General features: G+C 36.2%; 17 protein-coding genes and 1 pseudogene. 7 read left to right on the top strand and 11 right to left on the bottom strand.

Annotated elements, in window-relative coordinates:
- Nucleotides 1-80: 80 nt before the first annotated feature.
- Nucleotides 81-356: pseudogene (locus ACFIN0_RS00555) on the top strand (Arm DNA-binding domain-containing protein); the annotation flags it as partial.
- A 1,514-nt stretch (nt 357-1,870) separates the two neighbouring features.
- Here ACFIN0_RS00555 and ACFIN0_RS00550 read toward each other — a convergent pair.
- The gene (locus ACFIN0_RS00550) at nt 1,871-3,637 is read right to left on the bottom strand and encodes an ABC transporter ATP-binding protein (protein WP_375606133.1); all 1,767 of its coding nucleotides are present in this window, start codon (nt 3,635-3,637) and stop codon (nt 1,871-1,873) included.
- Between the two features lie 600 nt (nt 3,638-4,237).
- Nucleotides 4,238-4,756, bottom strand: a complete 519-nt coding sequence (gene infC / locus ACFIN0_RS00545) for a translation initiation factor IF-3 (RefSeq protein WP_026500140.1) — start codon at nt 4,754-4,756, stop codon at nt 4,238-4,240.
- A gap of 196 nt (nt 4,757-4,952) precedes the next feature.
- Between infC and ACFIN0_RS00540 the strand changes: the two genes are divergently transcribed.
- The 3 genes from ACFIN0_RS00540 to dapE all read left to right on the top strand — a co-directional run bounded on the left by ACFIN0_RS00540 (nt 4,953) and on the right by dapE (nt 7,909).
- Nucleotides 4,953-5,732 (top strand): alpha/beta hydrolase, encoded by a 780-nt coding sequence (locus tag ACFIN0_RS00540; RefSeq protein WP_375701685.1) that lies wholly within the window; start codon nt 4,953-4,955, stop codon nt 5,730-5,732.
- A gap of 31 nt (nt 5,733-5,763) precedes the next feature.
- Nucleotides 5,764-6,510 carry a M48 family metallopeptidase gene (locus ACFIN0_RS00535; protein WP_375606135.1) on the top strand — a complete coding sequence of 249 codons (747 nt, stop codon included), beginning with the start codon at nt 5,764-5,766 and terminating at the stop codon, nt 6,508-6,510.
- Nucleotides 6,511-6,736: 226 nt separating this feature from the next.
- Nucleotides 6,737-7,909: a succinyl-diaminopimelate desuccinylase gene (dapE, locus tag ACFIN0_RS00530; protein WP_375701684.1), complete on the top strand. Its 1,173-nt coding sequence runs from the start codon at nt 6,737-6,739 to the stop codon at nt 7,907-7,909.
- 1,864 nt (nt 7,910-9,773) lie between these two features.
- On the opposite strand, the gene hemW is transcribed toward dapE, so the two are convergent.
- A complete protein-coding gene (gene hemW, locus ACFIN0_RS00525; RefSeq protein WP_375607934.1) occupies nt 9,774-10,973 on the bottom strand; it encodes a radical SAM family heme chaperone HemW in 1,200 nt (399 codons plus the stop codon).
- The gene (rdgB, locus tag ACFIN0_RS00520) at nt 10,970-11,617 is read right to left on the bottom strand and encodes an RdgB/HAM1 family non-canonical purine NTP pyrophosphatase (protein WP_375701683.1); all 648 of its coding nucleotides are present in this window, start codon (nt 11,615-11,617) and stop codon (nt 10,970-10,972) included. Before rdgB ends, hemW begins: the two co-directional genes overlap by 4 nt.
- 514 nt (nt 11,618-12,131) lie before the next feature.
- Here rdgB and hrcA point away from each other — a divergent pair.
- Together hrcA and grpE are read left to right on the top strand one after the other, a co-directional pair.
- Nucleotides 12,132-13,202, top strand: a complete 1,071-nt coding sequence (hrcA, locus tag ACFIN0_RS00515) for a heat-inducible transcriptional repressor HrcA (RefSeq protein ID WP_375610010.1) — start codon at nt 12,132-12,134, stop codon at nt 13,200-13,202.
- A gap of 124 nt (nt 13,203-13,326) precedes the next feature.
- Nucleotides 13,327-13,989, top strand: coding sequence for a nucleotide exchange factor GrpE (gene grpE, locus ACFIN0_RS00510; protein ID WP_375606140.1), 663 nt, complete (start codon nt 13,327-13,329; stop codon nt 13,987-13,989).
- Between the two features lie 95 nt (nt 13,990-14,084).
- On the opposite strand, the gene thpR is transcribed toward grpE, so the two are convergent.
- From thpR to ACFIN0_RS00480, 6 genes are all read right to left on the bottom strand, one after another.
- Complete coding sequence (thpR, locus tag ACFIN0_RS00505) at nt 14,085-14,624, bottom strand: RNA 2',3'-cyclic phosphodiesterase (protein ID WP_375607938.1); 540 nt, start codon at nt 14,622-14,624, stop codon at nt 14,085-14,087.
- Nucleotides 14,625-15,248: 624 nt separating this feature from the next.
- Nucleotides 15,249-15,542, bottom strand: a complete 294-nt coding sequence (locus tag ACFIN0_RS00500) for an HPr family phosphocarrier protein (RefSeq protein ID WP_012754483.1) — start codon at nt 15,540-15,542, stop codon at nt 15,249-15,251.
- Nucleotides 15,543-15,559: 17 nt separating this feature from the next.
- Nucleotides 15,560-15,958, bottom strand: a complete 399-nt coding sequence (locus tag ACFIN0_RS00495) for a PTS sugar transporter subunit IIA (protein WP_375606142.1) — start codon at nt 15,956-15,958, stop codon at nt 15,560-15,562.
- 136 nt (nt 15,959-16,094) lie between these two features.
- A complete protein-coding gene (locus ACFIN0_RS00490; protein WP_375606143.1) occupies nt 16,095-16,559 on the bottom strand; it encodes an HPr kinase/phosphatase C-terminal domain-containing protein in 465 nt (154 codons plus the stop codon).
- 23 nt (nt 16,560-16,582) lie between these two features.
- Nucleotides 16,583-18,367: a stimulus-sensing domain-containing protein gene (locus ACFIN0_RS00485; protein ID WP_375606144.1), complete on the bottom strand. Its 1,785-nt coding sequence runs from the start codon at nt 18,365-18,367 to the stop codon at nt 16,583-16,585.
- A 39-nt stretch (nt 18,368-18,406) separates the two neighbouring features.
- Nucleotides 18,407-19,129 (bottom strand): response regulator transcription factor, encoded by a 723-nt coding sequence (locus tag ACFIN0_RS00480; protein ID WP_005774392.1) that lies wholly within the window; start codon nt 19,127-19,129, stop codon nt 18,407-18,409.
- A 386-nt stretch (nt 19,130-19,515) separates the two neighbouring features.
- On the opposite strand from ACFIN0_RS00480, the gene lysM reads away from it, so the two are divergent.
- Entirely contained in the window at nt 19,516-19,971 is a 456-nt protein-coding gene (gene lysM / locus ACFIN0_RS00475; RefSeq protein ID WP_375606145.1) for a peptidoglycan-binding protein LysM, read from the top strand.
- A gap of 110 nt (nt 19,972-20,081) precedes the next feature.
- On the opposite strand, the gene ACFIN0_RS00470 is transcribed toward lysM, so the two are convergent.
- Complete coding sequence (locus ACFIN0_RS00470; RefSeq protein ID WP_375606146.1) at nt 20,082-20,636, bottom strand: copper chaperone PCu(A)C; 555 nt, start codon at nt 20,634-20,636, stop codon at nt 20,082-20,084.
- Nucleotides 20,637-20,744 lie beyond the last annotated feature (108 nt).

The following is a 20,744-nucleotide window of genomic DNA, read 5'->3' as shown; positions in this document are numbered from 1 at the left end:
TGAATCAATCAAAATCATTCGGCTTGCATGCTACAAGCTGGGAATCCTGTGTGGATAAAACTATTAAGAAATGACTAAAAATGCCTCTTATGAATCATCTCGAGAGCTAAGAGCTGTCGCAACATTAGGGGCTGGAAAATAGTGTAAATGGTGCCGGCTTGTTACTCCATAAGTGTAAAGATGGGGAGCTTAATGGATTTATCATTATACAATTCACGGATGTTATCGCGAAATGGGTTTGGGAAAGACTTTGAGAGAGGTCTCTTTAAAACAAGTACGTGAATTTGCAACACAATGGCATTCTGTTTTTACGTGAAGGACATGATTCCATTAAAGACCGTCAAAAACGTGAGGCAAGCAGAGAATTCATAAGATATCGATTTTATTGTCAAACGCATTTAAAGCAATATTTTTTAATAATAAAAATTACCTATTATTTTAGATTTTGTTTATTGTGTCTGGAATAAGATCACTTTTCTTATAACGAATAGCTCCCCAAACAGAATACTCCAAAATATAACATTATTGTGTTGCAAGTTTATGTACTTGTTTTAAAGGAACATTTCTCAGTGTGCGCTTGAGTCTATTTCATAAGATTGCTTGTGAAATGGTATAAAGTATCTCTTATGAATGGTATAAAATCTACACTACCGTTATTAATAAAGGTATAAGTATTTACTAAAGCTATAAGCCGGCATTATCATTCTATTTTCCAGCTTCTCATGTTGCTGACAATCTTTTCACTTGAAAGTGTAGAGGTATTTTTATTGCTTATCTTAAGAGTTTTTATGCATATACCAATATCTCTTATGACGTACAACAAGCGCTTTTGATTGATTCATCATAAATATAAAGAAAATTTGCAATAAGCAAATTACATCTTATCTTTTGTTTAAGATATAAAATAACAAATTATGATTATAAATCAAAGTATTAAAATGTATATTAAAAGATATTTTTGTAAAAATATTTATCAGAGTTATATGTCGTATTTTTCTATTTTAGCGATTAAAAGAAAGAGGAATGTCATTTTGCTTTTCATCTGTTTTTTTGCATATTGAATCATAGCCTTATATAAGCATTAACGTTGTGCATTTGTAAACTCTTCAAGCAGTTAAGGTATTAGAGGAATATCATTTTAGTTTCTAGATGTAGAAAAAACAGCAAAGCTTGCTTTAAAGCAAGCTACAACAGTAAAAAAAGTTTTATAAAATCCTCTCTTATTTTTCAATGTTTTTCTTACACGGAGTGTATCTATAATTTGCAGCACAATTTATAATTGTTAGCTTATTCTATTGTACTATAAAAGACCGACATTTGAGGTGAGGTGATATAAGATATGTAATTTTGACACAGTATTCTGAAAACACGTGGTAAATATTTTAGGGTAAGCCTTGTATAAGTGAATCACATAAGTTGTTATCAAGCGGAATGAACTCAATAAAAATCTAGATTGTTACAGATCAGATTGGGTAGAATCTTTGTCCTTTAAAATGTGTAGAGAAAAAAATTATCAGTGCAGGGATAAACACGGATAAAGGTTGTATTAATCCAGATTCCTCCTCCGTAACAATTTTTTCAAACCTTGATGCTCTCTTTTTCAGGGATTCACAACACTTATGAATGTTTCAACACTTATTTGAGGAAGGGAAGGGGTTTTTGAAGTTTCGTGGTTAAAGTCAATTGCATTCAACAAAATAGCGAGTAAAGGTTTCATTTAAATCCAAGAAGTTTATTTTCAATAAACCATAAATTCTTTGCCAATTCTTGATTGAAGTAATGCTTTTTCTTGATAACAAGTCTTTTTTTATAAATGAAGCATTACCTTCTATCCATTTTTTATTTCAAATCTTATTTAAGGATCTAGAAATTAGGGGGTATGTTTTTTGAACTGGATATTATGAAGTTTTTTATAAAACCCATGTTCTTTTGCGAGCAATTCTTTTTGAGTACCTTGTTCAATTAGTTGTCCATTTTGTATGACCACAATTTTATGAGCACGGGCAATTGTTGAAAGGCGATGAGCAATGATAATCGTTGTGCGTCCTTTGGTAAGGTGATGAATAGCTTCATTAATTTGCGCTTCGGTGTGTGAATCGAGCGCACTCGTTGCTTCATCAAGAATCAGAATTTCACTATCGTGAATCATTGCTCTAGCGATAGAAAGTCGTTGTTTTTGCCCCCCTGAAAGATTACAGCCATTATCACCTATCTGTGTATCATAACCATTTGGCAAACGCATAATAAAGTCATGAGCATTTGCTGCTTTTGCTGCTTCGATAATTTCGTCATCACTAGCCCCTTCTTTTCCAAGTCCGATATTATATTTAACAGTTCCTTGAAAGAGAAAAGTATCCTGTCCTACATAGGCCATCAGGTTTCTCAGAGAGCGAAATGTTGTGTAGCGGATGTCTTGATCATTAATTAATATGCGTCCTTTTGTGGGATCATAGAGTCGCATAATAAGGTTAATAAAGGTAGACTTTCCCGAACCTGATGGTCCCACCAATGCTGTCATTTTTCCAGCTTCTATTTCTAGGTTTATGTCTTTCAATACCATTTTGTTCTCAGTGTATGCAAAAGAAACGTGTTCGAAGCGAATAGCTCCTTGCGTTTTATTCAGATCTTTAGCTTCTTTATGTTCTATAACTGTAAGAGGATGGTCGAGTATTTCAAACATCGTACGGATATTGACCAATCCAGATTCAATTTTAACACGTACATTTGCTAGTCTTTTTGCGGGTTCATAAGCTAAAAGTAAAGCAACAATAAAGGACATAAATTCACCTTGAACACCTGCGCGTTGGGTTGCAAGGTAACCGGAAAAACAGATAATACCAGCAATGGCAACACCTGTGAGCGTTTCCATAATCGGATTGGTAATAGCTTCGAGTGTTGCAATATTATTTGTTTGTTTTTCAACATCACAAATGGCTTTGTCCATTCTTTTCTTCATGACTTCTTCTAGTGAAAAAGCCTTAATGACTCGAATACCAACAGCAGTTTCCTGTACGATTTTTATAATTTCACCAAGTGAAAGGAGCTCTTTTTCCATAAGGCGGCGAACGCGTTTTAAAGCCATGCGAACGCCTAAAAAAGCTAGTGGTCCTACGATTAAAGTAATGGCAACTAATATAAAGTTTTGAATAAACATGACAAGCAACAAACCACTAACGGAAAGCAAATCACGTACAAAAGTTGTGATAATAGTATCAATGATATTACGTACAGCTGTAGCATTGTGGGTTACGCGAACAAGAAGATCAGATGAAGTGTTATTATGATAAAAAGAGACTCCTTGTTCCATAAGTCGGGCAAAAATTTTGCGTTGTTGTTCAGCAATGATACTATTGCCTGCTTTGTTTAGAAAATAAGTTTGGGAAAAAGTTGCAACTCCTTTGAGAATAAAGATAAAAGCAATGATGCTAGAAATCAAAACGATCATAGGAAAATTTTGCGCATCAATAATCTGATTAACAACATCACGCATCATCCATGCACTAGTTGCAGTTGTACCAGAAATGATGATCATTGAGAAAATAGCTGCACTGTACCAACGCGCATGTTTATGAAAATTTTCTCGCAAAAGACGGATAATAAGATGTTTATCAAAAGAGGAAATTTGTTTTTTGTCCATAAAGTGCTTCTATATTTTCTTGTTGTTTTATGCAAGATTGAAGCACTCTTAGATTAAAAAAATCCATAAATCTTTTGTACAAAAATAGCCTTTTCTTTCAAGGTTCATCCATCAATTTCACGACGGTGAGAGTGAAGAATATAGTGCAAGGTTTCTGTGAAAAGTATAACGAAAATTTGTTGTTTATTACTATCTTTAGTTAAATAAAAAGTACGGGCGAGTCTCATCATTATTATTTACTAATTTCCATATTGTAATAGCCTTTGGCACTTCAAATGGTTCACAAAAGGCATTTCTGCTTTTTTTAATAATTTTATGTATGCATTATCTCTGTTTGTGATGTGCAAGCAGAATTATTTTGTCGGATTCATATAGAAAGAACTTGAAATAATAAGACCTTACGATGTTTGAGCTTTTTCATTTAATATGCAAAATAACGAATTCTTTTTATAAATCAATCAAGCACTGTTAAACTGTTAAAAGGATTTATACACATTTATAAAACCTTAAAAGCACCACAAAAACTCTATGTGGTGCTTCTAAATAACACTATACACATCATTTTGATGAGTTGCATGCGAATATTATTCCAATGCAAAACTATTTAGGTGCTATCACCATCATCATTTGTCTGCCTTCAAGCTTTGGCTCCAATTCGATTTTGGCAATTTCACTTGTATCTTCTTTCACACGCTGAAGAAGCTTTAATCCAAGATCTTGGTGAGCCATCTCACGACCACGAAAACGCAAAGTAATCTTTACTTTATCACCATGATCAATAAAGCGATGAACAGCCTTGAGTTTGACTCCATAATCATGGACATCAACATTTGGGCGCATCTTAATCTCTTTGATTTCGATGACTTTTTGCTTTTTACGTGTTTCAGCAGCTTTTTTTTGGGTTTGATATTTTAATTTTCCCAAATCGATGATTTTACATACAGGTGGCTCCGCATTTGGTACAATTTCAACCAAATCAAGTCCCGCATCTGCAGCCATAGCAAGAGCTTCTTGTATCGCAACAACTCCCTGATGTTGTCCCTCATCATTGATAAGCTGAACATGAGGTACCCGAATATCCTGATTTGAACGTGGTCCGTCTTTTTGGGTAGGTGTCATTTTAAACGGTTTACGAATGGTTTATGCTCCTTAAATTTTGATTCAACTACAGTTAATTTAATATACAATTATGCACCTAAAAACAACAATAATTCGTATCTTTTTCATTATTTGATTTATTACTTTTTGGAATGATTTAGATTATAAAAGTTTTTCTCTTAATTTAAAGAAATTGTTTTATGGAGGATAAAGAATCATGGATCAAAATATTCCTTGTCAGTTTTTTTCGTTTGAGAACACCGCACTTGCGGTACGCTATCGCAAGGGGCGCCAATCTCCAGGTTTGGTTTGGCTTCCTGGCTATCAATCCGATATGTTGGGAAGTAAGGCAACGTTAGTTGATCAGTTTGCTCAGAAGAATGATTTGTCTTGTTTACGTTTTGATTATTCTGGACATGGAGAATCTGAAGGTGATTTTTTTCAAGGAACAATTTCGCGTTGGGTTAAGGAAAGTTTAGCGATTTTTGAAACCTATTGTGAGGGTCCACAAATTTTGATTGGTTCCTCTATGGGTGGGTGGATTGCGCTAAGGCTTGCTATGATGCTAGCACAGAAAAATAAGAAGCTTGCTGGCATGATATTGATTGCTCCAGCGCCTGATTTTACACAAACATTGGTGGAACCAAAATTAGGCCCAGAAGAATGGAAGGTTTTGGAAGAAAAAGGCTATATTGAACGACCTGCAGTTGATGATACAGAGCCAATGCCCTTTACAAAAACATTGATTGAAGATGGACGCGAAAATTGTGTTATGAAAGGATGCATTGATGTTGGGTGTCCTGTCCATATTCTACAAGGGATGGAAGATGAAGATATTCCCTATCATCATACATTGACTTTACTTGATCATTTACCTCTCCATGATGTAACATTGACACTTGTTCGTGATGCAGATCATCGCTTTTCTCGTCCACAAGATTTAGATTGCCTTGAAACAGTATTGAGATCTTTTATTAATCAGATTAATGCAAAATAAGGGGTATATTTATTGATGAAGATAAAAATATATGAGCATTTCTAAACAGCATTTTATTTTTTCTGATCGCTCTGTACCTGTACGGGTGCGGGAAAATAAGTATGCGCGCCGTCTTACCTTACGTATCGATGCCAGAAATCAAGAGATTTGTGTAACAACACCACCAGCGATAAATCTCTATGCGGTTGAAAATTTTATTGAAAAACATCGGTCTTGGATTGAGGCACGTCTTGCTCGTGTACAAGTCTCTCCTGAAAATGCTTATCTCAAAGAGGGGGCGACAATACCTTTATTGGGCGTTTCTCATACCATAAAGCATAGAAAGGGACGTGGAGTAACAGAAATTGTTACAGCAGATGCGGAGCAAGGGCCTGAAATTATTGTTTATGGTCAATTAGAATATCTTCCAAGACGCATTGCTGACGTTTTAAAAAAACAAGCGGCGCTTATTATAACGCCTTTGGTGGCACTTTATGCTCATCAGGTAGAACGTAAAGTCAAATCCATTTGTTATAAAGATACGAGAAGTCGTTGGGGCTCTTGTTCAATCGATAAGCGTCTTTCTTTTTCTTGGCGCCTTATTATGGCACCAAAAGAAGTTGTTGAGTATGTTGTTGCCCATGAAGTTGCTCATCTTGTTGAAATGAATCACGGACCAAGATTTTGGGCTCTTTGTGAAGAGCTATGTCCTGATAGTAAAACATATCGAGCTTGGTTGAAAGAAAATGCTCCTAGACTGCATGCAATTAATTTTGATTCATATAAATTAGAGGCGTAAAAAACTTTCAAATGAAGACAACATTTAACGGAACTTTTTGTTGAGTGTTTTGTTGAGTGTGTGCTTGCTCATGCATCATAATGAGGAAGTCATTGAAGCTCTCAGCACGATTGTTCTCCCCTGCTTGGTTTGCTGAGTGTCTTCAATGTTTTTGCTTTATCTTTTTTGTAATTCAGCGTAATAACTCTAAGTTCCGATGACTTATAAAAAAATGGGAAGGGACCTTATGTCTGTTCTTACAGATCCACTTCAGCTATTACAGGCACTTATTCGTTGTCCTTCTGTTACACCTCATGAAGCAGGGGCTTTATCAACTTTGGAACAATTTTTGAAAAAAATGGGATTTCACGTCGATCGCCCTATTTTTACGGATAAAAATACAGATAATGTTGAAAATCTTTATGCAAAAATGGGAAGTGAAGGACCCCATCTTATGTTTGCGGGTCATACGGATGTCGTACCGCCAGGCGCATTGGAAGATTGGACTTATCCACCTTTTGAAGCTGTTATAGATCAGGGGAAATTATATGGGCGGGGTGCTGTTGATATGAAGGGTGGTATCGCTTGTTTTATTGCGGCTCTAGCGCGAGTTCTTGAGAAACAGTCCATTAAAGGAAGGGTAAGCCTTTTAATTACAGGTGATGAAGAAGGACCTGCCGTTAATGGTACGGTAAAACTTCTCAAATGGGCAGAAAAAAAAGGCGAAAAATGGACTGCGGCTCTTGTGGGAGAACCAACAAGTGTAAAGACTGTTGGTGATATTATCAAAATTGGTCGTCGCGGATCGATTTCTGGTATCATTATCGTGAAAGGTCGCCAAGGCCATGTTGCTTTTCCAGAACGGGCTGCCAATCCCTTGCCTTTGGCAAGTAAGCTTATTCAAGCATTGACACAAACCGTTTTAGATAAAGGGACAGAGAATTTTCAACCGAGTAATTTAGAACTAACAACCATCGATACCGGTAACTTAGCAGTCAATGTTATTCCAGCGCAGACAACGGTTCGTTTTAATATACGCTACAATGATCTTTGGACAAAAGAAACACTGATGGAGGAAATTGAAAAGCGCCTTGCTTTGGTGCAAGCAAAAAACAATAGTGATCAATATCCCTCTTATCAGCTTGAATGGATTCCAAGTTTAGGGGATGTTTTTTTGACTAAAAATGATAAACTCATTCAAACTGTATCCAATGCGATTAAATGTGTAACAGGGAGTATACCAGAATGTTCTACTTCTGGTGGTACTTCAGATGCGCGATTTATTAAGGACTATTGCCCAGTGGTTGAGTTTGGCTTACCAGGGCAAACGATGCATATGGTAGATGAGTGTGTATCTCTTGAAGCCGTGGAAACGCTCACTGCTATTTATGAGCGTTTTATTGTTGATTTTTTTGCATAAAGAAAAGGTTGCTGGTTCAAAAATACCTTTGTCTTGTTGTGCCATAAGATATTGCCATTTATGGTGTGGTGATACGAGACTCGTAAAACTTAATATATTAAGTAGTCTTAGAGTAAGTGATGAATATTCTTAAGTTGGGATTCTTGCCTGTAGAGTCTTTAGTTAAGTGAATTACGTAATTGAAAAGCCAAAAGAGACCTGTTTGAAGAAGCAGAACTGTTTAGACCATATTGGATTGAAAATATTTGTTCTTTAAAGTGTAGAAAGGAAGTCACACGCAATCATATATGGAAAACAATGAATATTATATCATCATTGTGTGATGACAGATTGGAGCCATAAAGACACACAAAAACATGCTGCTATTGTAAAAAGTTCGTACAACGTAAATGCATTCATTCATACCACATGTCTTAATATGATTTCTGCATGTTCATAAAATGCTTTCCTTGTTTCAATGAACTTCTTTTAAAATAAAGCCTATAGAAATACGCTTCAAGTTTATTTTATCCATATATTTTGCCATACTCTTTGTTACTCTAAAGAACCTTTATTGTAGAAAAAATCATTATGAGATAGAAAGTAAGCTTATCCAATCAGCTTTAATATTTTTGATGATAAAGATATATAGAAATTCTTCTGTAGCATCACATTGACTTTTTTAGCCAAGGATTGTCCTATATTATTATTTTCAATTAGTTATAAAATAACCTTAAAGGACGTGTATAGATACCCATAAGCATGTACACATACAAGTAAGATGATATGCAACGAATACCATTTTGCTCGCCAACGAAGCAATGCCGATTCATATTTAGTATATTTGTGATTTTATAGCATTGTATGTTTAATAAAATTCGTGATTTTGCTGTTACCTATAAATTAATACCCAGCACACAACGGCATATCTCAAATATTGGTTCACAATTTTCTTTGTTACAACAGTTTTTATATGTCAGGGTGAGATAAAATGTTGCATGTATATCTGTTTTTGTAATCTCTTAAGATACATCACATTGATTTATAAGAATAATTCATTGTTTTGCATGTTGGGTAAGAGCCCTAATATTCGAGGATTCTCTCATTTCAAACCTGTTTATCTTAAATCAAGAGAAATCATTTGCTTGCACATAACAAGCGGGGATGAGTGTGTGAGTAAAAACTATAGAAGAAAGGAATACAAATGTCTCTTATGAACCGTCTCAAGTGCCAAGGGCCGTCGCAACACCCACGAGCTGGCAAAGTTATGTGCTGGTGCTCGGCTTTGCTTCTTCACAAGCAGACATAGAGTCTCATTGAGGGAGGATATAAAAGCATAAAGGTAAAAATAAATGTACCTTTTTACTATCCTTTTTCATGCGATTTTACAGTTTTCAAAAGGATCTAGAGTAAATAATAGAGATTGTTTCATGCTTATGTCTTTGGTTCTTTAATAGTGCCACGATCTCATAAAGAACAAAAATCATCGTGTTATATATTCATGTGCTTGTTTTAAAGAAATATCTCTTAGTTTTTATCATATTCATGCTACAATGGTTCTTATGAATATGTAATATAGAATTTTCCGTGAAGTGTATAAAGTCTATAGTATTGCATCATCTTTGCGCTTATGAAAAAAGCTAGACCACTATACACTTTCCAGCTCAAAATATTGCGATAGCTTTCATTTGAGAGTGTTCATAAAAGGTATTGCCTCTTTTTTATAGTTTTTATCCACATTCCCTATTTTTAAGGTGTAAGCGAATGGTTGTAATTAATTGACTATAAACAGATTTAAAATAAGGGAATCTTACAATATTTTAGTCTCGCTTTTGCTATGAAAAATGATAATTATGATTAAAATAAGTATGTTGTTATAAAAACTTTAGTTTGCGAGTTGGCTGATGATGTGATCAAGAACAATACGTCCTTTGGTTGTTGCTTTTAAGCGTTGGTTATCCACCATTTCTATCAATTCTTGGTGTTGTAAATCGATCAGTTTTTCCATTGGGATACGTTTAGGGCTTAAGGTTTCATAGCGTATAAGTTCTAAGCCTTCGCAAAGGCGTAATCCCATAAGGAGCATTTCATTTGCCTGTTGTTCAGTGGTTAAATGTTCCGTTTCAATACAGCCATGTCCTGTTGTTTCTACCAAATTAAGCCACTGTTCGGGATGTTTTTCATTTATTGTGACATAACGTTCACGGTTTTTAAGGTGTGATAATGATGTTTTTGAACAGAAAGAGGAATGATTCGGTGCGTGCTCAATGAAACGTCCATGTGCTCCTGGACCAAAGCCTGCATATTGGTGATAACGCCAATAAAGAAGATTATGTGCTGATTCGGCACCGGGCATTGCATGGTTTGAGATTTCATAGGCAGGAAGTCCATGCAGTGCGGTTATTTCTTGAGTAAGATGGTACAGATCTGCTGCTAGCTCTGATGGGGGAAGGATAAGTCTTCCTGCATCATGAAGCCGTTTAAAGGCAGTTCCTTCTTCGATTGTCAATTGATAAAGAGAAAGATGGTCTGCTGCTAAATCAATTGCTTGTACAAGTTCAGATTTCCATTCTTCAAGAGTTTGTTCAGGGCGGGCATAAATGAGATCAAAGGATAAACGTGGAAAAATTTGTCGCGCTAAAGTAATGGCACAAAGAGCTTGTTCCACATTATGGAGTCGGCCAAGTTTGCGCAATGCTTTATCATTGAGCGCTTGTATTCCTAGAGATAAGCGATTAACACCTGCCGTACGGTATCCACGAAAGCGCTCTGCTTCCACACTGGATGGATTGGCTTCTAATGTAATTTCAACTTTATCATCGACTACCCATTTTTTTGCAAGTGCTTGCAATAGGGCATCGACAGTTTGCGGCTCCATAAGAGAAGGGGTTCCTCCACCAATAAAAATACTTGTAATATGGCGTGGGCCTATTTTGTGGTATTGCGTTTCTATTTCGCGCTTAAAGGCGGTGACAAAACGTGGTTGATCAACACCATGGATGCGAACATGCGAATTAAAGTCACAATAAGGACATTTAGCTGCACAAAAGGGCCAATGAATGTAAATGCCAAAAGGTTCATTCATGAGAATGCTAAAAGGTTTTCTGCCAAAAGTTTGAAAGCACGTGCGCGATGTGAAAGAGGGGGAATATCATTACATTTCCAGTTGTGTTTTTGCTCTGTTGACATTTCTCCAAAGGTATTTTCATATCCATCGGGTAAAAAAATAGGATCAAAACCAAAGCCTTTGTCTCCCCGTGGAGGCCAAATGAACGTTCCTTCAACGCATCCGCGGAAGTAATCTGCATGAGCATCAGGCCATGCAATGCAAATGACGGATATAAAACGGCATTTCCGTTGGTTTTTTTCTCGTGCTCCGACTTTTTGGAGTTCATTTTCTATTTTTTTCATAGCTTTTGGAAAATTACGTGTACCATCGGCTTGAATTGCCCAATCAGCGGTATAAACGCCTGGCGCACCCTCCAATGCATCTACCTCTAAGCCTGAATCATCAGAGAGGGCAGGAAGTCCTGTCTTTTTTGCTGCTGAAAAAGCTTTAATATAAGCATTTTCTTCAAATGTTTTTCCTGTTTCTTTTGGTTCTAGCAAGCCCAGTTCTTTTGCCGATTGTATTATTAAACCGAAAGGCGTAATTAAAGTAGTGATTTCATGCAATTTTCCGGTGTTATGTGTAGCAATGACAAGTTTTTTATCTGCTATGCTTCTCATATAGATTTCTCCAAAAATGAAAGGGGAATTATTTTTGTGCTAAAAACCGGCTTAAATGCTCATACACACACATTCTGCTTGATTTTACATGATATGATTATTTTACACGTTTAATGATATTTTGTTCCAATAAAAATTTTTATCTTGTACGAAGATAATCTTGCAAAGATAAGAAAGACATGTCTTTTTTATGATAGCATTTTTATGGTAAATTTCCAATTTTCTGCTTGCTCTAAAGGGTAAAATTTTCTACTTACAGCGGTTTTTAATCAATCTAGATTCTTTTGACAAGTCCCTACAGCAGACCACTTTACAGATCAACTCTTATCTTAAATATTTCTCACACACTCTAACAAAAAATATTTCCTGCGTAATTTATCAAGCATCACTCTGAAAGGTAGCATTTTACAGCTCAATAGGATAATATGTTTTTATACTACTTTAGACTATTTGACCAAACCTTGGCAAAACTTATATAAGAGATGAGGATTTTAAAAATAGTGAAACAATTGTGATGAAACACAAAACTATTGATAATGAACTAAAATATCTTGATGAGCGTTCGCGTGATATTTTTCGCCATATTGTTGAAGCTTATCTTAATGATGGGGAACCTGTAGGGTCACGTAATCTTTCGCGGCTTTTGCAACAGACATTATCACCTGCAACGATTCGTAACGTGATGAGTGATCTTGAACATCTCGGTTTGATTTATGCACCACATGTTTCTGCGGGTCGAATGCCAACACAATCAGGTTTACGCTTTTTTGTTGATGCATTTATGGAAGCGGGTGATTTGCCAAACGAAGAGCGAGAAAATATTGAAATGCAAGTCAAAGAGGCTGGTCATGCACAATCGGTTGAACATTTTCTTGTTCAAGCAAGCCGAGTTCTTTCAGATCTATCACGTGGGGCAGGGCTTGTTTTAGCAACGAAACAAGAAGGAACATTGAAACATATTGAATTTGTGCGCCTTGATAGGGAGAACGCTCTTGCCGTTTTGGTGACTCAACAAGGTGAAGTTGAAAATCGTATTGTTCATTTACCAGAAGGGGTTACTCATGCACAATTGACGGAAGCAACGAATTTTCTCAATGCCCATATCCAAGGGCGCACACTAAGTGAAGCTAAAGGGGAAATTGCCCGCTTATGTGCAGAAACACGGGCTGCACTTGATGATTTATCGCATCATCTTGTTGAAACGGGATTAGCTCTTTGGGGAGGAGAAGATGCTGATCATAAAATACACCTCATTGTTCGCGGGCGTAGCAATTTGCTTGAAGATGTAAAAGCAGAAGAAGATTTAGAACGGTTGCGCCATTTGTTTGATGATCTTGAAACGCGTGAGAGTATGGCACAGCTTCTCGATTTAACGGATGAAGGTTCTGGGGTTAGAATTTTTATTGGTTCAGAAAATAAGTTATTTTCACTTTCTGGTTCTTCTTTAGTTGTAGCACCTTATCGTGATTCACAACAAAGAGTCATTGGTGCTTTAGGTGTTATTGGTCCTACACGGCTTAATTATGCAAGGATCGTGCCCATGGTTGATTATACAGCTCAACTTGTGTCACAGTTATTGCGTTAAAACGGTGCAAGTAAGTATTTGTACTATAAAAGCTCATTGTATTATATACATCGATACCCCTTGATTTTTGTCTGTAGAATTTCGATATCGAGAATAACGAATCTTATGAAGGAATAAAATTTTTATGTCTGATGAAAAAAACAAATTTACTGACGCTTCATTTGAAAATTGTGATTTAAAAAATCCAGCTGATCGTAATACACTTAAACAGGCAGCCGATGAATTTTTAAAAACACATAAAACAGAGGAACACGAAGTCGTTGAAACAGAAAGCAATGAGGTTAGTGATCTTTTAGCGTCTTTGCAGGATGAAAATAAAGAATTGAAAGATCAACTTTTACGTCTTGTTGCAGATATGGAAAATCTTCGACGCCGTACTATGCGAGATGTGGCGGATGCAAAGGCTTATTCCATTGCTAATTTTGCAAGGGATATGTTATCGGTTTCTGACAATCTCAATCGTGCTTTGGAAGCGATTCCAGAAGGTGCACGGGAGAGTGATGCTGGTTTGAAATCATTAGCAGAAGGCGTTGAAATGACTGAACGTGCCATGATGGCAGCATTAGAACGTCATGGGGTGCAAAAAATTCATCCAGAGGGGCAAAAATTTGATCCTCACTTTCATCAAGCGATGTTTGAAATTCCCAATGCTGATGTTCCAGATAATACTGTTCAACAAGTGGTTCAGGCAGGTTATATTATCGGGGAAAGGGTGCTACGTCCAGCTATAGTGGGTGTAGCTAAAGGAGGAGCAAAAGAAGCTTCTGTTGAAGCTGATTCGGCTTAAAACACATCAATAATAAATCTCCAACATAAAATGCAGTATTCCCTGCAATTACATATATGTGAAGTCTTTTTTTAAAGGGTGTTTATAACACCCTTTTATCTTTGAAGCGCCCAACTTCCTTTTACAATATAGGGAGTCTTATTTAAGGGAGAGGCCGATAACAATAAAACAAAATGATCAACCTCAAAAGGAGGGAGCGAAAAATCATCTCGAGAAGATAGATAAGAAGAAAGATCTTTAAGATTAATATCAAATATTCGTGCAAGAGTGATATGCGGAATAAATAGTCTTTCATCAGGCTTTAACTCTAATTTATTCCGGATATATTGCATCTTTTCATGTAAAAGAGTAAGCTTTTCACAAGGTTCAATGCAAACCACAAGAGAATGGGGAGCATTTTCTGAACTAAAAACTTCAAAACCCTTTATCTGTAGCGTAAAAGAAGGAAGTTCTATAGTGTTAAAGGTATGCATAATTTCATCTTCTAGGGAGCTTTCAACTTCGCCAAAAAAAGATAAGGTTACATGAAAATTTTGCGGATTGATCCATTGCGCTTTTGGTAAGCCATTTTGCAATGATATGAGGGCTTTTGTTGTTTGTTGAGGAATCTGAAGAGCACTAAATAGACGATCCATGATATTATCTCCTTATAATGAAAGATGTTATCCCAAGCGCAATATAGATAATAAGGGCGGGGCACGTACCACAGAAAACAAGGCAATAGTATAGAAAAAGAATGTCTAAAGAATTCTTACTATAATTATGAGCTTACAAAGCTTATTCGTTTTAAGAAAATGGTTATGACATTGATAAGAATTGCATTTTCATGATCTGTATCACAATGATGTGCAATGGAAGATTACTTGTGTATTATAAAAGCTACAAAGTGAGCAGAAAATAAGAAAGTTGATAGATTTTTGATGTGCGAAATTATTTTGACATTTATCTTTAGCCTAAAATAAAGCATATTCTAATACAAAGGTGAAGAGTTCTCTTTTCTGTAAAGGTCTAATTATATGATTAAGTTGGGGAATAGCCATAATACGCAAAACTATTCAAATGGGCCAAATAATGTTAGGAAAAGGAAAAAATTATTGCATAACAAAATAACTATAAGCTTTTACATTTATGATAATTATACCAATCTATAATGGATATGAATATTGGTATAAAAGCGGGAAGAGAAATTAAAATTCAAAATAATGATGGAAAGTTCCTATTTTCTAAGAATTATCATCCTTGTTTATGATGAAAAAGCACTAGTTTTCCTCTCCAAAGTTGTTATTGATGAGCTTTTCAAGAGCATTAAGAGCATCTGTTGCTTCTGGTCCTGAAACACGAATGGTAAGGTTGCAACCGGATGAAGCCGCTAGCATCATAAGTCCCATAATTGATGATCCGCCAACAATTTTTCCGTCCTTTTCAACTTCAACAGTAACATTAAAATTGTCAACAGTTTGTACAAATTTTGCAGAGGCACGTGCATGCAACCCACGTTTATTACAGATATTGAAATGACGACTTATACATGGGAGGGTATCTTTGGAAAACATTGGTATTTTATTATCCGCTATAAAATTATACTTGGTACATTAATATATTTACGCCCTGCTTCTTGTGCTATTCTTAACGCGTCTGATAATGAAATATCAGGACATTTGCGAATAGAAATCAGTTTAATAAGCATGGGCAAATTAACACCCGCAATCATTTCAACGCGTCCTTTTTCAATAGCAGGAATAGCTATATTTGATGGTGTTCCACCGAACACATCTGTTAATATGATGACGCCATGATCCGTATCTGTATCGGTTACTGCGGCTATAATATCACCTCGGCGCTGATCTATATCGTCATCGGGATAAACGCATATTGTTGCGAACTTTTCTTGTACTCCAACAACATGTTCCACGGCATGTAAAAATTCGACAGCCAGCTCACCGTGCGTTACAAGCACGAGTCCAATCATTTACGCAAACTCCTGTTAACTAATAAGACCCGACCATAGTTGGTGGGAAAGACATTGTACAAGGCTTTATCTTGCTGCCAAGAAAAATTTGCAAAAAAAAGGCAAAAATTGTGATTTTTTTATCTTTAGAAAAAAATTAGACAGATTTTTGCCATATTCTTCTAAACAAAAATGCTTCAATAGCTTGACAAATGGCTGTACAATCGGCTTCACGAAGAGAGGGAAGTTTTAAAAGAGGAATGTGCAAATTTTCAAATTGAAAAGTTTTATTTGTGGAAAAACGTTCATACTTCGGACCGAGAAAAATAACACAATCGATAGTTGTGTGCTTTTCAAATTCTATCATATAAAGACCAACGCCACGAATCTCGATGCCGCCCTCTAAATTATCAGGAGTGTATCCGTGAAGCTTTCCATTTTCCGCACGCAACATTGTATAATCATCACTGATAAGCTTCGCTTCACGTTTTGACCACTCAGCGCGGTCAAGCAAAGAGAGGGTGATGGTTGATTTTCCTGATCCAGATGGACCTATAATTAACAGCCCCTTGCCGCCTAGTTGCAGGCAATTTGCGTGGAGTATTTCACATTTTGTTTTCATGTCTTTTACTTTGGATAAAAGATTTATTTAGCAAGCGGAAGCATAATAGTAAAACGTGCACCAGTTTTACACTTCCCAAGTGTAGGATCAATAATATTTTCGGCTGTAATTGTCCCATTATGAGCTTCGATGATTTGCCGACTAATAGAAAGGCCAAGTCCAGAGTTTTGTCCAAAAGCATCTTCATTTGGTCGATCTGTGTAAAAACGTTCAAAAATGCGTTCAATATTTTCTGAACGAATACCTGGGCCATTATCTTCAATGGTTAAAATAAGGGTTGAAGCATGACTTTTCATAGTAATGCAAATTTTGCCACGATTCCGAGGAATAAAAGAACGCGCATTTTCAAGAAGATTTGAAATCACTTGTCCTAAACGGAGTTCGTGTCCCAATACAAGATAGGCTTTTCCATGAGGACGTGGGACAATATTAAGGCTTATATCAATAGTTTGCGTATTACGATACACTTCCTGAACAGCATGAACAAGACTTTCCAAAAGCGGTGTCATATCAACGATCTCTGCAGTTTCTCGTGCAAGCTCTGCATCGAGCCGCGATGCATCAGAAATATCTGTAATCAACCGATCAAGGCGGCGCACATCATGTTGAATAATTTCAAGCAATTTCTCTTGTGCTTCTTCATTTTTAGCCAGAGGGAGCGTTTCAACAGCACTGCGTAGGGAGGTGAGAGGATTTTTTAATTCGTGGCTTACATCAGCAGCAAAACGTTCAATGGCTTCAATACGCATATAAAGGGCATTGGTCATATCACGAATAGAAGTTGAAAGGTGACCAATTTCATCTTCACGCATTGAAAAATCAGGAATTTCCACACGCTGATTATTGCCATTACGCACTCGATTAGCCGAGGCAGATAATTTACTTAATGGATGGGCAATCGTATGGGCCAAAAAGAGAGAAAGAACCAAAAGTACGCTACCTACAACGGCAAAAACTTTAAAGATAACCAGTCTTTCGCCTTTTACAATGTTATCAATATCGGAACCAGTGGTTGAAAGAAGAAGAGCACCAACCACTGCGCGATAGCGTTGAACAGGAACGGCAACAGAAACAATTAATTGCCCTTGTCTGTTGCGTCTTTTAGCCGTAGCAAGAGATCCGTTTAATGCGCGGTACACTTCTGGATAAGCAATACCACTGGTTTTTGTTTGTTCTCTGTCAAGAGCAATACCTTTGCCATAAAATACGCTTGAATACCATGAAGTAAGGCGATCCCACATGTTTTGTTCTGTTTTAAGTGGGGGTAAATCATAACTAAAAACTTCTCCACTAGAATAAAGAACGCGCGAATCAAGAAGGAGAGTAGCATCACGATCATAGATACGTGCTCTTGTCGTTTTAGGTGTAATAAGACGCCGTAAAAGAGGGGCAACTTGCTCAGGGTTAATAGGAAAATCCCAAGAATCGGTTGATTGAGGAGCGGGTGTAACGCTTTCACCAGTCTGTAACTCTAAGAGTTTTTGAGGGTCAATGAGGATAGAATTTGTATCTACTGTTGCAGAAGCAGCAATAGCCCCAGCAATAATTTTTCCTTGGGTACATAAACTTTTGATTTTTGCTTCAATTAAACCATCGCGAAATTGGTTAAGGTATAAAATGCCTGTAACTAAAACGGCAAGGGCAGCAATGTTTAATATAACAATGCGACGTGTGAGGCTGGAAAAAAGCAATTGTCTAAAGAGACGTTGTGTTCGAAGATGCAAACCAGCGAACATAAGAAATGGCGTTGAGGAGGTACCATTAACGGTTGTTTTTTGTAAAGTTTCCAGTTGAGAATTGTCTGTCATCGATTTGATTGCCATTCAAATTTTTGCGACAAAGTAGTTTTATACCTCGTGGAAACGATAACCTACACCATAAAGTGTTTCAATCATTGCAAAATCATCATCCACTTGTTTAAACTTTTTACGCAGACGTTTAATGTGACTATCAATGGTGCGATCATCTACGTATACTTGATCACTATAAGCAGCATCCATTAAAGCATCACGACTTTTTACAACTCCTGGTCTTTGTGCTAAGGTTTGCAGAATCAAAAATTCCGTAACGGTTAAAATAACAGGTTTATCTTTCCATGTACAGGTGTGGCGTTCTTGATCCATCACAAGATCTCCACGTTTGAGAGAAGAGGTGGAAGAAGTTCCTGTAGAAAGCGGTTGGTTACGTGCATTAGAACGGCGTAAAATAGCTTTCACTCGTTCAATAAGAAGACGTTGGGAGAAAGGTTTAGTAATAAAATCATCAGCTCCCATTTTGAGACCAAATAATTCATCAATTTCATCATCTTTAGAGGTAAGAAAAATAACTGGAAGATCAGATTTTTGACGCAAACGGCGCAAAAGTTCCATCCCATCCATTCGGGGCATTTTAATATCAAAAATAGCTAAGTGTGGAGGGTGAAGTGTGAGACCCTTGAGTGCAGATGCTCCATCTGTATAGCTTTCAACCCGATATCCTTCTGTCTCAAGCGCAAAAGATAAAGATGTCAAAATATTGCGATCATCATCAACAAGTACAATCGTTTGCGTGATTGTTGGTGTATCTTTCATGGTTTCTTAGACCTTTCTATTGCTGTGGTAGCAAATTACCCACACTTATTTATATGGGAGTTCATATTTTTTTTGCAAAACAAATATGATACAAATTGTAGCAAAGTAAAAAACCTTTTGTCATTACTGTAAAATCTTGTTTTGCTTTCATAATTTATAATGTTTCTACGTCTATTAAGATCCCTTCATTTGAGAGAAAATTTTCATAAAGGCTTTTTTTATCAAGGTTTATTACAAAGTTTATTATTGTATTTGTCTCATAATTGAACAGATGTAGTTTTGATTATTGAAGTTTAGAAAATCTGCCTATGTGTTTTAAGAGCAAAGAAAAGAATGTGGCAATATATGCACAAAAATTTGTTTCTGCTACACGAAATGAGGTCGTAATGGGATTTTTTAATTTTATTAAAACTGTAGGGGAAAAGTTAGGTATTGGGGATCATGAACCAAAAGAAAAGGATTTTAAGAGAGCATTTGATCATTTTCAACTCGGTACAGAAAAAGTCAATATTCAAGTTGAAGACGGTAAAGCTATTTTAAGCGGTGAAGTTCCAGATAGGGAAACACTTGAAAAAGCACTGCTGGTTGTTGGCAATTCACAAGGTATCTCTTCTGTAGATGTTGATCAATTAAAGGTTATAGATACAACGCCTAGAAAAACTTCTCGCTTTTATGAGGTTAAATCTGGTGATAATCTTTGGAAAATTGCTGAAGAGGTTTATGGAAAAGGGCAAGGTAATAAAAACACATTTATTTTTGAAGCCAATAAGCCAATGCTAAAATCTCCCGATAAAATTTATCCTGGTCAAGTTTTACGTATTCCTGAAATTGACCATAGTTAATTCATCAAAGGGGATAATTTTTTACTGATGGCATTAAACAAAAAATAAAGAAGCGTAAAAAATTTCACACTTCTTCATTTTATAAAGTGTGTATTTATAATAAAAGGAGCTTAGTGAACAGGAGAGGATTTAGAAGGTGATGGTACTTTCATAGCGTTTACAGAGAAATCAACATCAATGGTTCCTGCTTTCTCAAATGTTAATTTTGCGCTAATTTTATCACCTAACTTAAATGGTTGTGAAAGCCCCATGAACATAATATGATCACCGCCAGGCTTAAGCGTGATTTCGCCATTTCCCGGAATTTCAATGCCATTGTGCATTTTTTCCATTTTCATAATATCGTTAACGACAGCCATAGAGTGTATCTCTGTTGTTTTTACTCCGTTTGTGGAAATAGAAACCAAACGGTCTGGGGTATTACTGTGATTAATAATGTAGAGATAACCGCTACCAACTCTTATACCTCTAGGTGTTTCGCGTGTCCAAGGATTGAGAATTTCTATGTCGCCAAGTTTATATTGCTGAGCACCTGCTGGCAGGATTATACCAGCAAAGAGAAGAGTACACACGATATTTATGATAACCTTTTTATATGGATATTGTGTATGTATTATATTCTTAAAGATGAGATTTGTTATTTTCTTAATAATAGATGTCATCATTGATTTACCCTCCTTCATAAGATTCACACTTTGAATATTTTTTATTTTAGCAGAGCTTTTATTTAAAATAAAAGAAAGAAATACTAAAATGAAATTGATTTGAATATA

It is taken from the genome of Bartonella sp. AA89HNZF (genome assembly GCF_042196905.1).
Lineage (GTDB): Bacteria > Pseudomonadota > Alphaproteobacteria > Rhizobiales > Rhizobiaceae > Bartonella.
This window is presented reverse-complemented; position numbering and strand designations above follow the sequence as displayed.

What these genes read in the sequence shown, in the direction of transcription:
- ACFIN0_RS00550 (WP_375606133.1), bottom strand. Translation starts at nt 3,637, where the DNA reads ATGGACAAAAAACAAATTTCCTCTTTTGATAAACATCTTATTATCCGT.
- infC (WP_026500140.1), bottom strand. Translation starts at nt 4,756, where the DNA reads ATGACACCTACCCAAAAAGACGGACCACGTTCAAATCAGGATATTCGG.
- ACFIN0_RS00540 (WP_375701685.1), top strand. Translation starts at nt 4,953, where the DNA reads ATGGATCAAAATATTCCTTGTCAGTTTTTTTCGTTTGAGAACACCGCA.
- ACFIN0_RS00535 (WP_375606135.1), top strand. Translation starts at nt 5,764, where the DNA reads ATGAGCATTTCTAAACAGCATTTTATTTTTTCTGATCGCTCTGTACCT.
- dapE (WP_375701684.1), top strand. Translation starts at nt 6,737, where the DNA reads ATGTCTGTTCTTACAGATCCACTTCAGCTATTACAGGCACTTATTCGT.
- hemW (WP_375607934.1), bottom strand. Translation starts at nt 10,973, where the DNA reads ATGAATGAACCTTTTGGCATTTACATTCATTGGCCCTTTTGTGCAGCT.
- rdgB (WP_375701683.1), bottom strand. Translation starts at nt 11,617, where the DNA reads ATGAGAAGCATAGCAGATAAAAAACTTGTCATTGCTACACATAACACC.
- hrcA (WP_375610010.1), top strand. Translation starts at nt 12,132, where the DNA reads ATGAAACACAAAACTATTGATAATGAACTAAAATATCTTGATGAGCGT.
- grpE (WP_375606140.1), top strand. Translation starts at nt 13,327, where the DNA reads ATGTCTGATGAAAAAAACAAATTTACTGACGCTTCATTTGAAAATTGT.
- thpR (WP_375607938.1), bottom strand. Translation starts at nt 14,624, where the DNA reads ATGGATCGTCTATTTAGTGCTCTTCAGATTCCTCAACAAACAACAAAA.
- ACFIN0_RS00500 (WP_012754483.1), bottom strand. Translation starts at nt 15,542, where the DNA reads ATGTTTTCCAAAGATACCCTCCCATGTATAAGTCGTCATTTCAATATC.
- ACFIN0_RS00495 (WP_375606142.1), bottom strand. Translation starts at nt 15,958, where the DNA reads ATGATTGGACTCGTGCTTGTAACGCACGGTGAGCTGGCTGTCGAATTT.
- ACFIN0_RS00490 (WP_375606143.1), bottom strand. Translation starts at nt 16,559, where the DNA reads ATGAAAACAAAATGTGAAATACTCCACGCAAATTGCCTGCAACTAGGC.
- ACFIN0_RS00485 (WP_375606144.1), bottom strand. Translation starts at nt 18,367, where the DNA reads ATGACAGACAATTCTCAACTGGAAACTTTACAAAAAACAACCGTTAAT.
- ACFIN0_RS00480 (WP_005774392.1), bottom strand. Translation starts at nt 19,129, where the DNA reads ATGAAAGATACACCAACAATCACGCAAACGATTGTACTTGTTGATGAT.
- lysM (WP_375606145.1), top strand. Translation starts at nt 19,516, where the DNA reads ATGGGATTTTTTAATTTTATTAAAACTGTAGGGGAAAAGTTAGGTATT.
- ACFIN0_RS00470 (WP_375606146.1), bottom strand. Translation starts at nt 20,636, where the DNA reads ATGATGACATCTATTATTAAGAAAATAACAAATCTCATCTTTAAGAAT.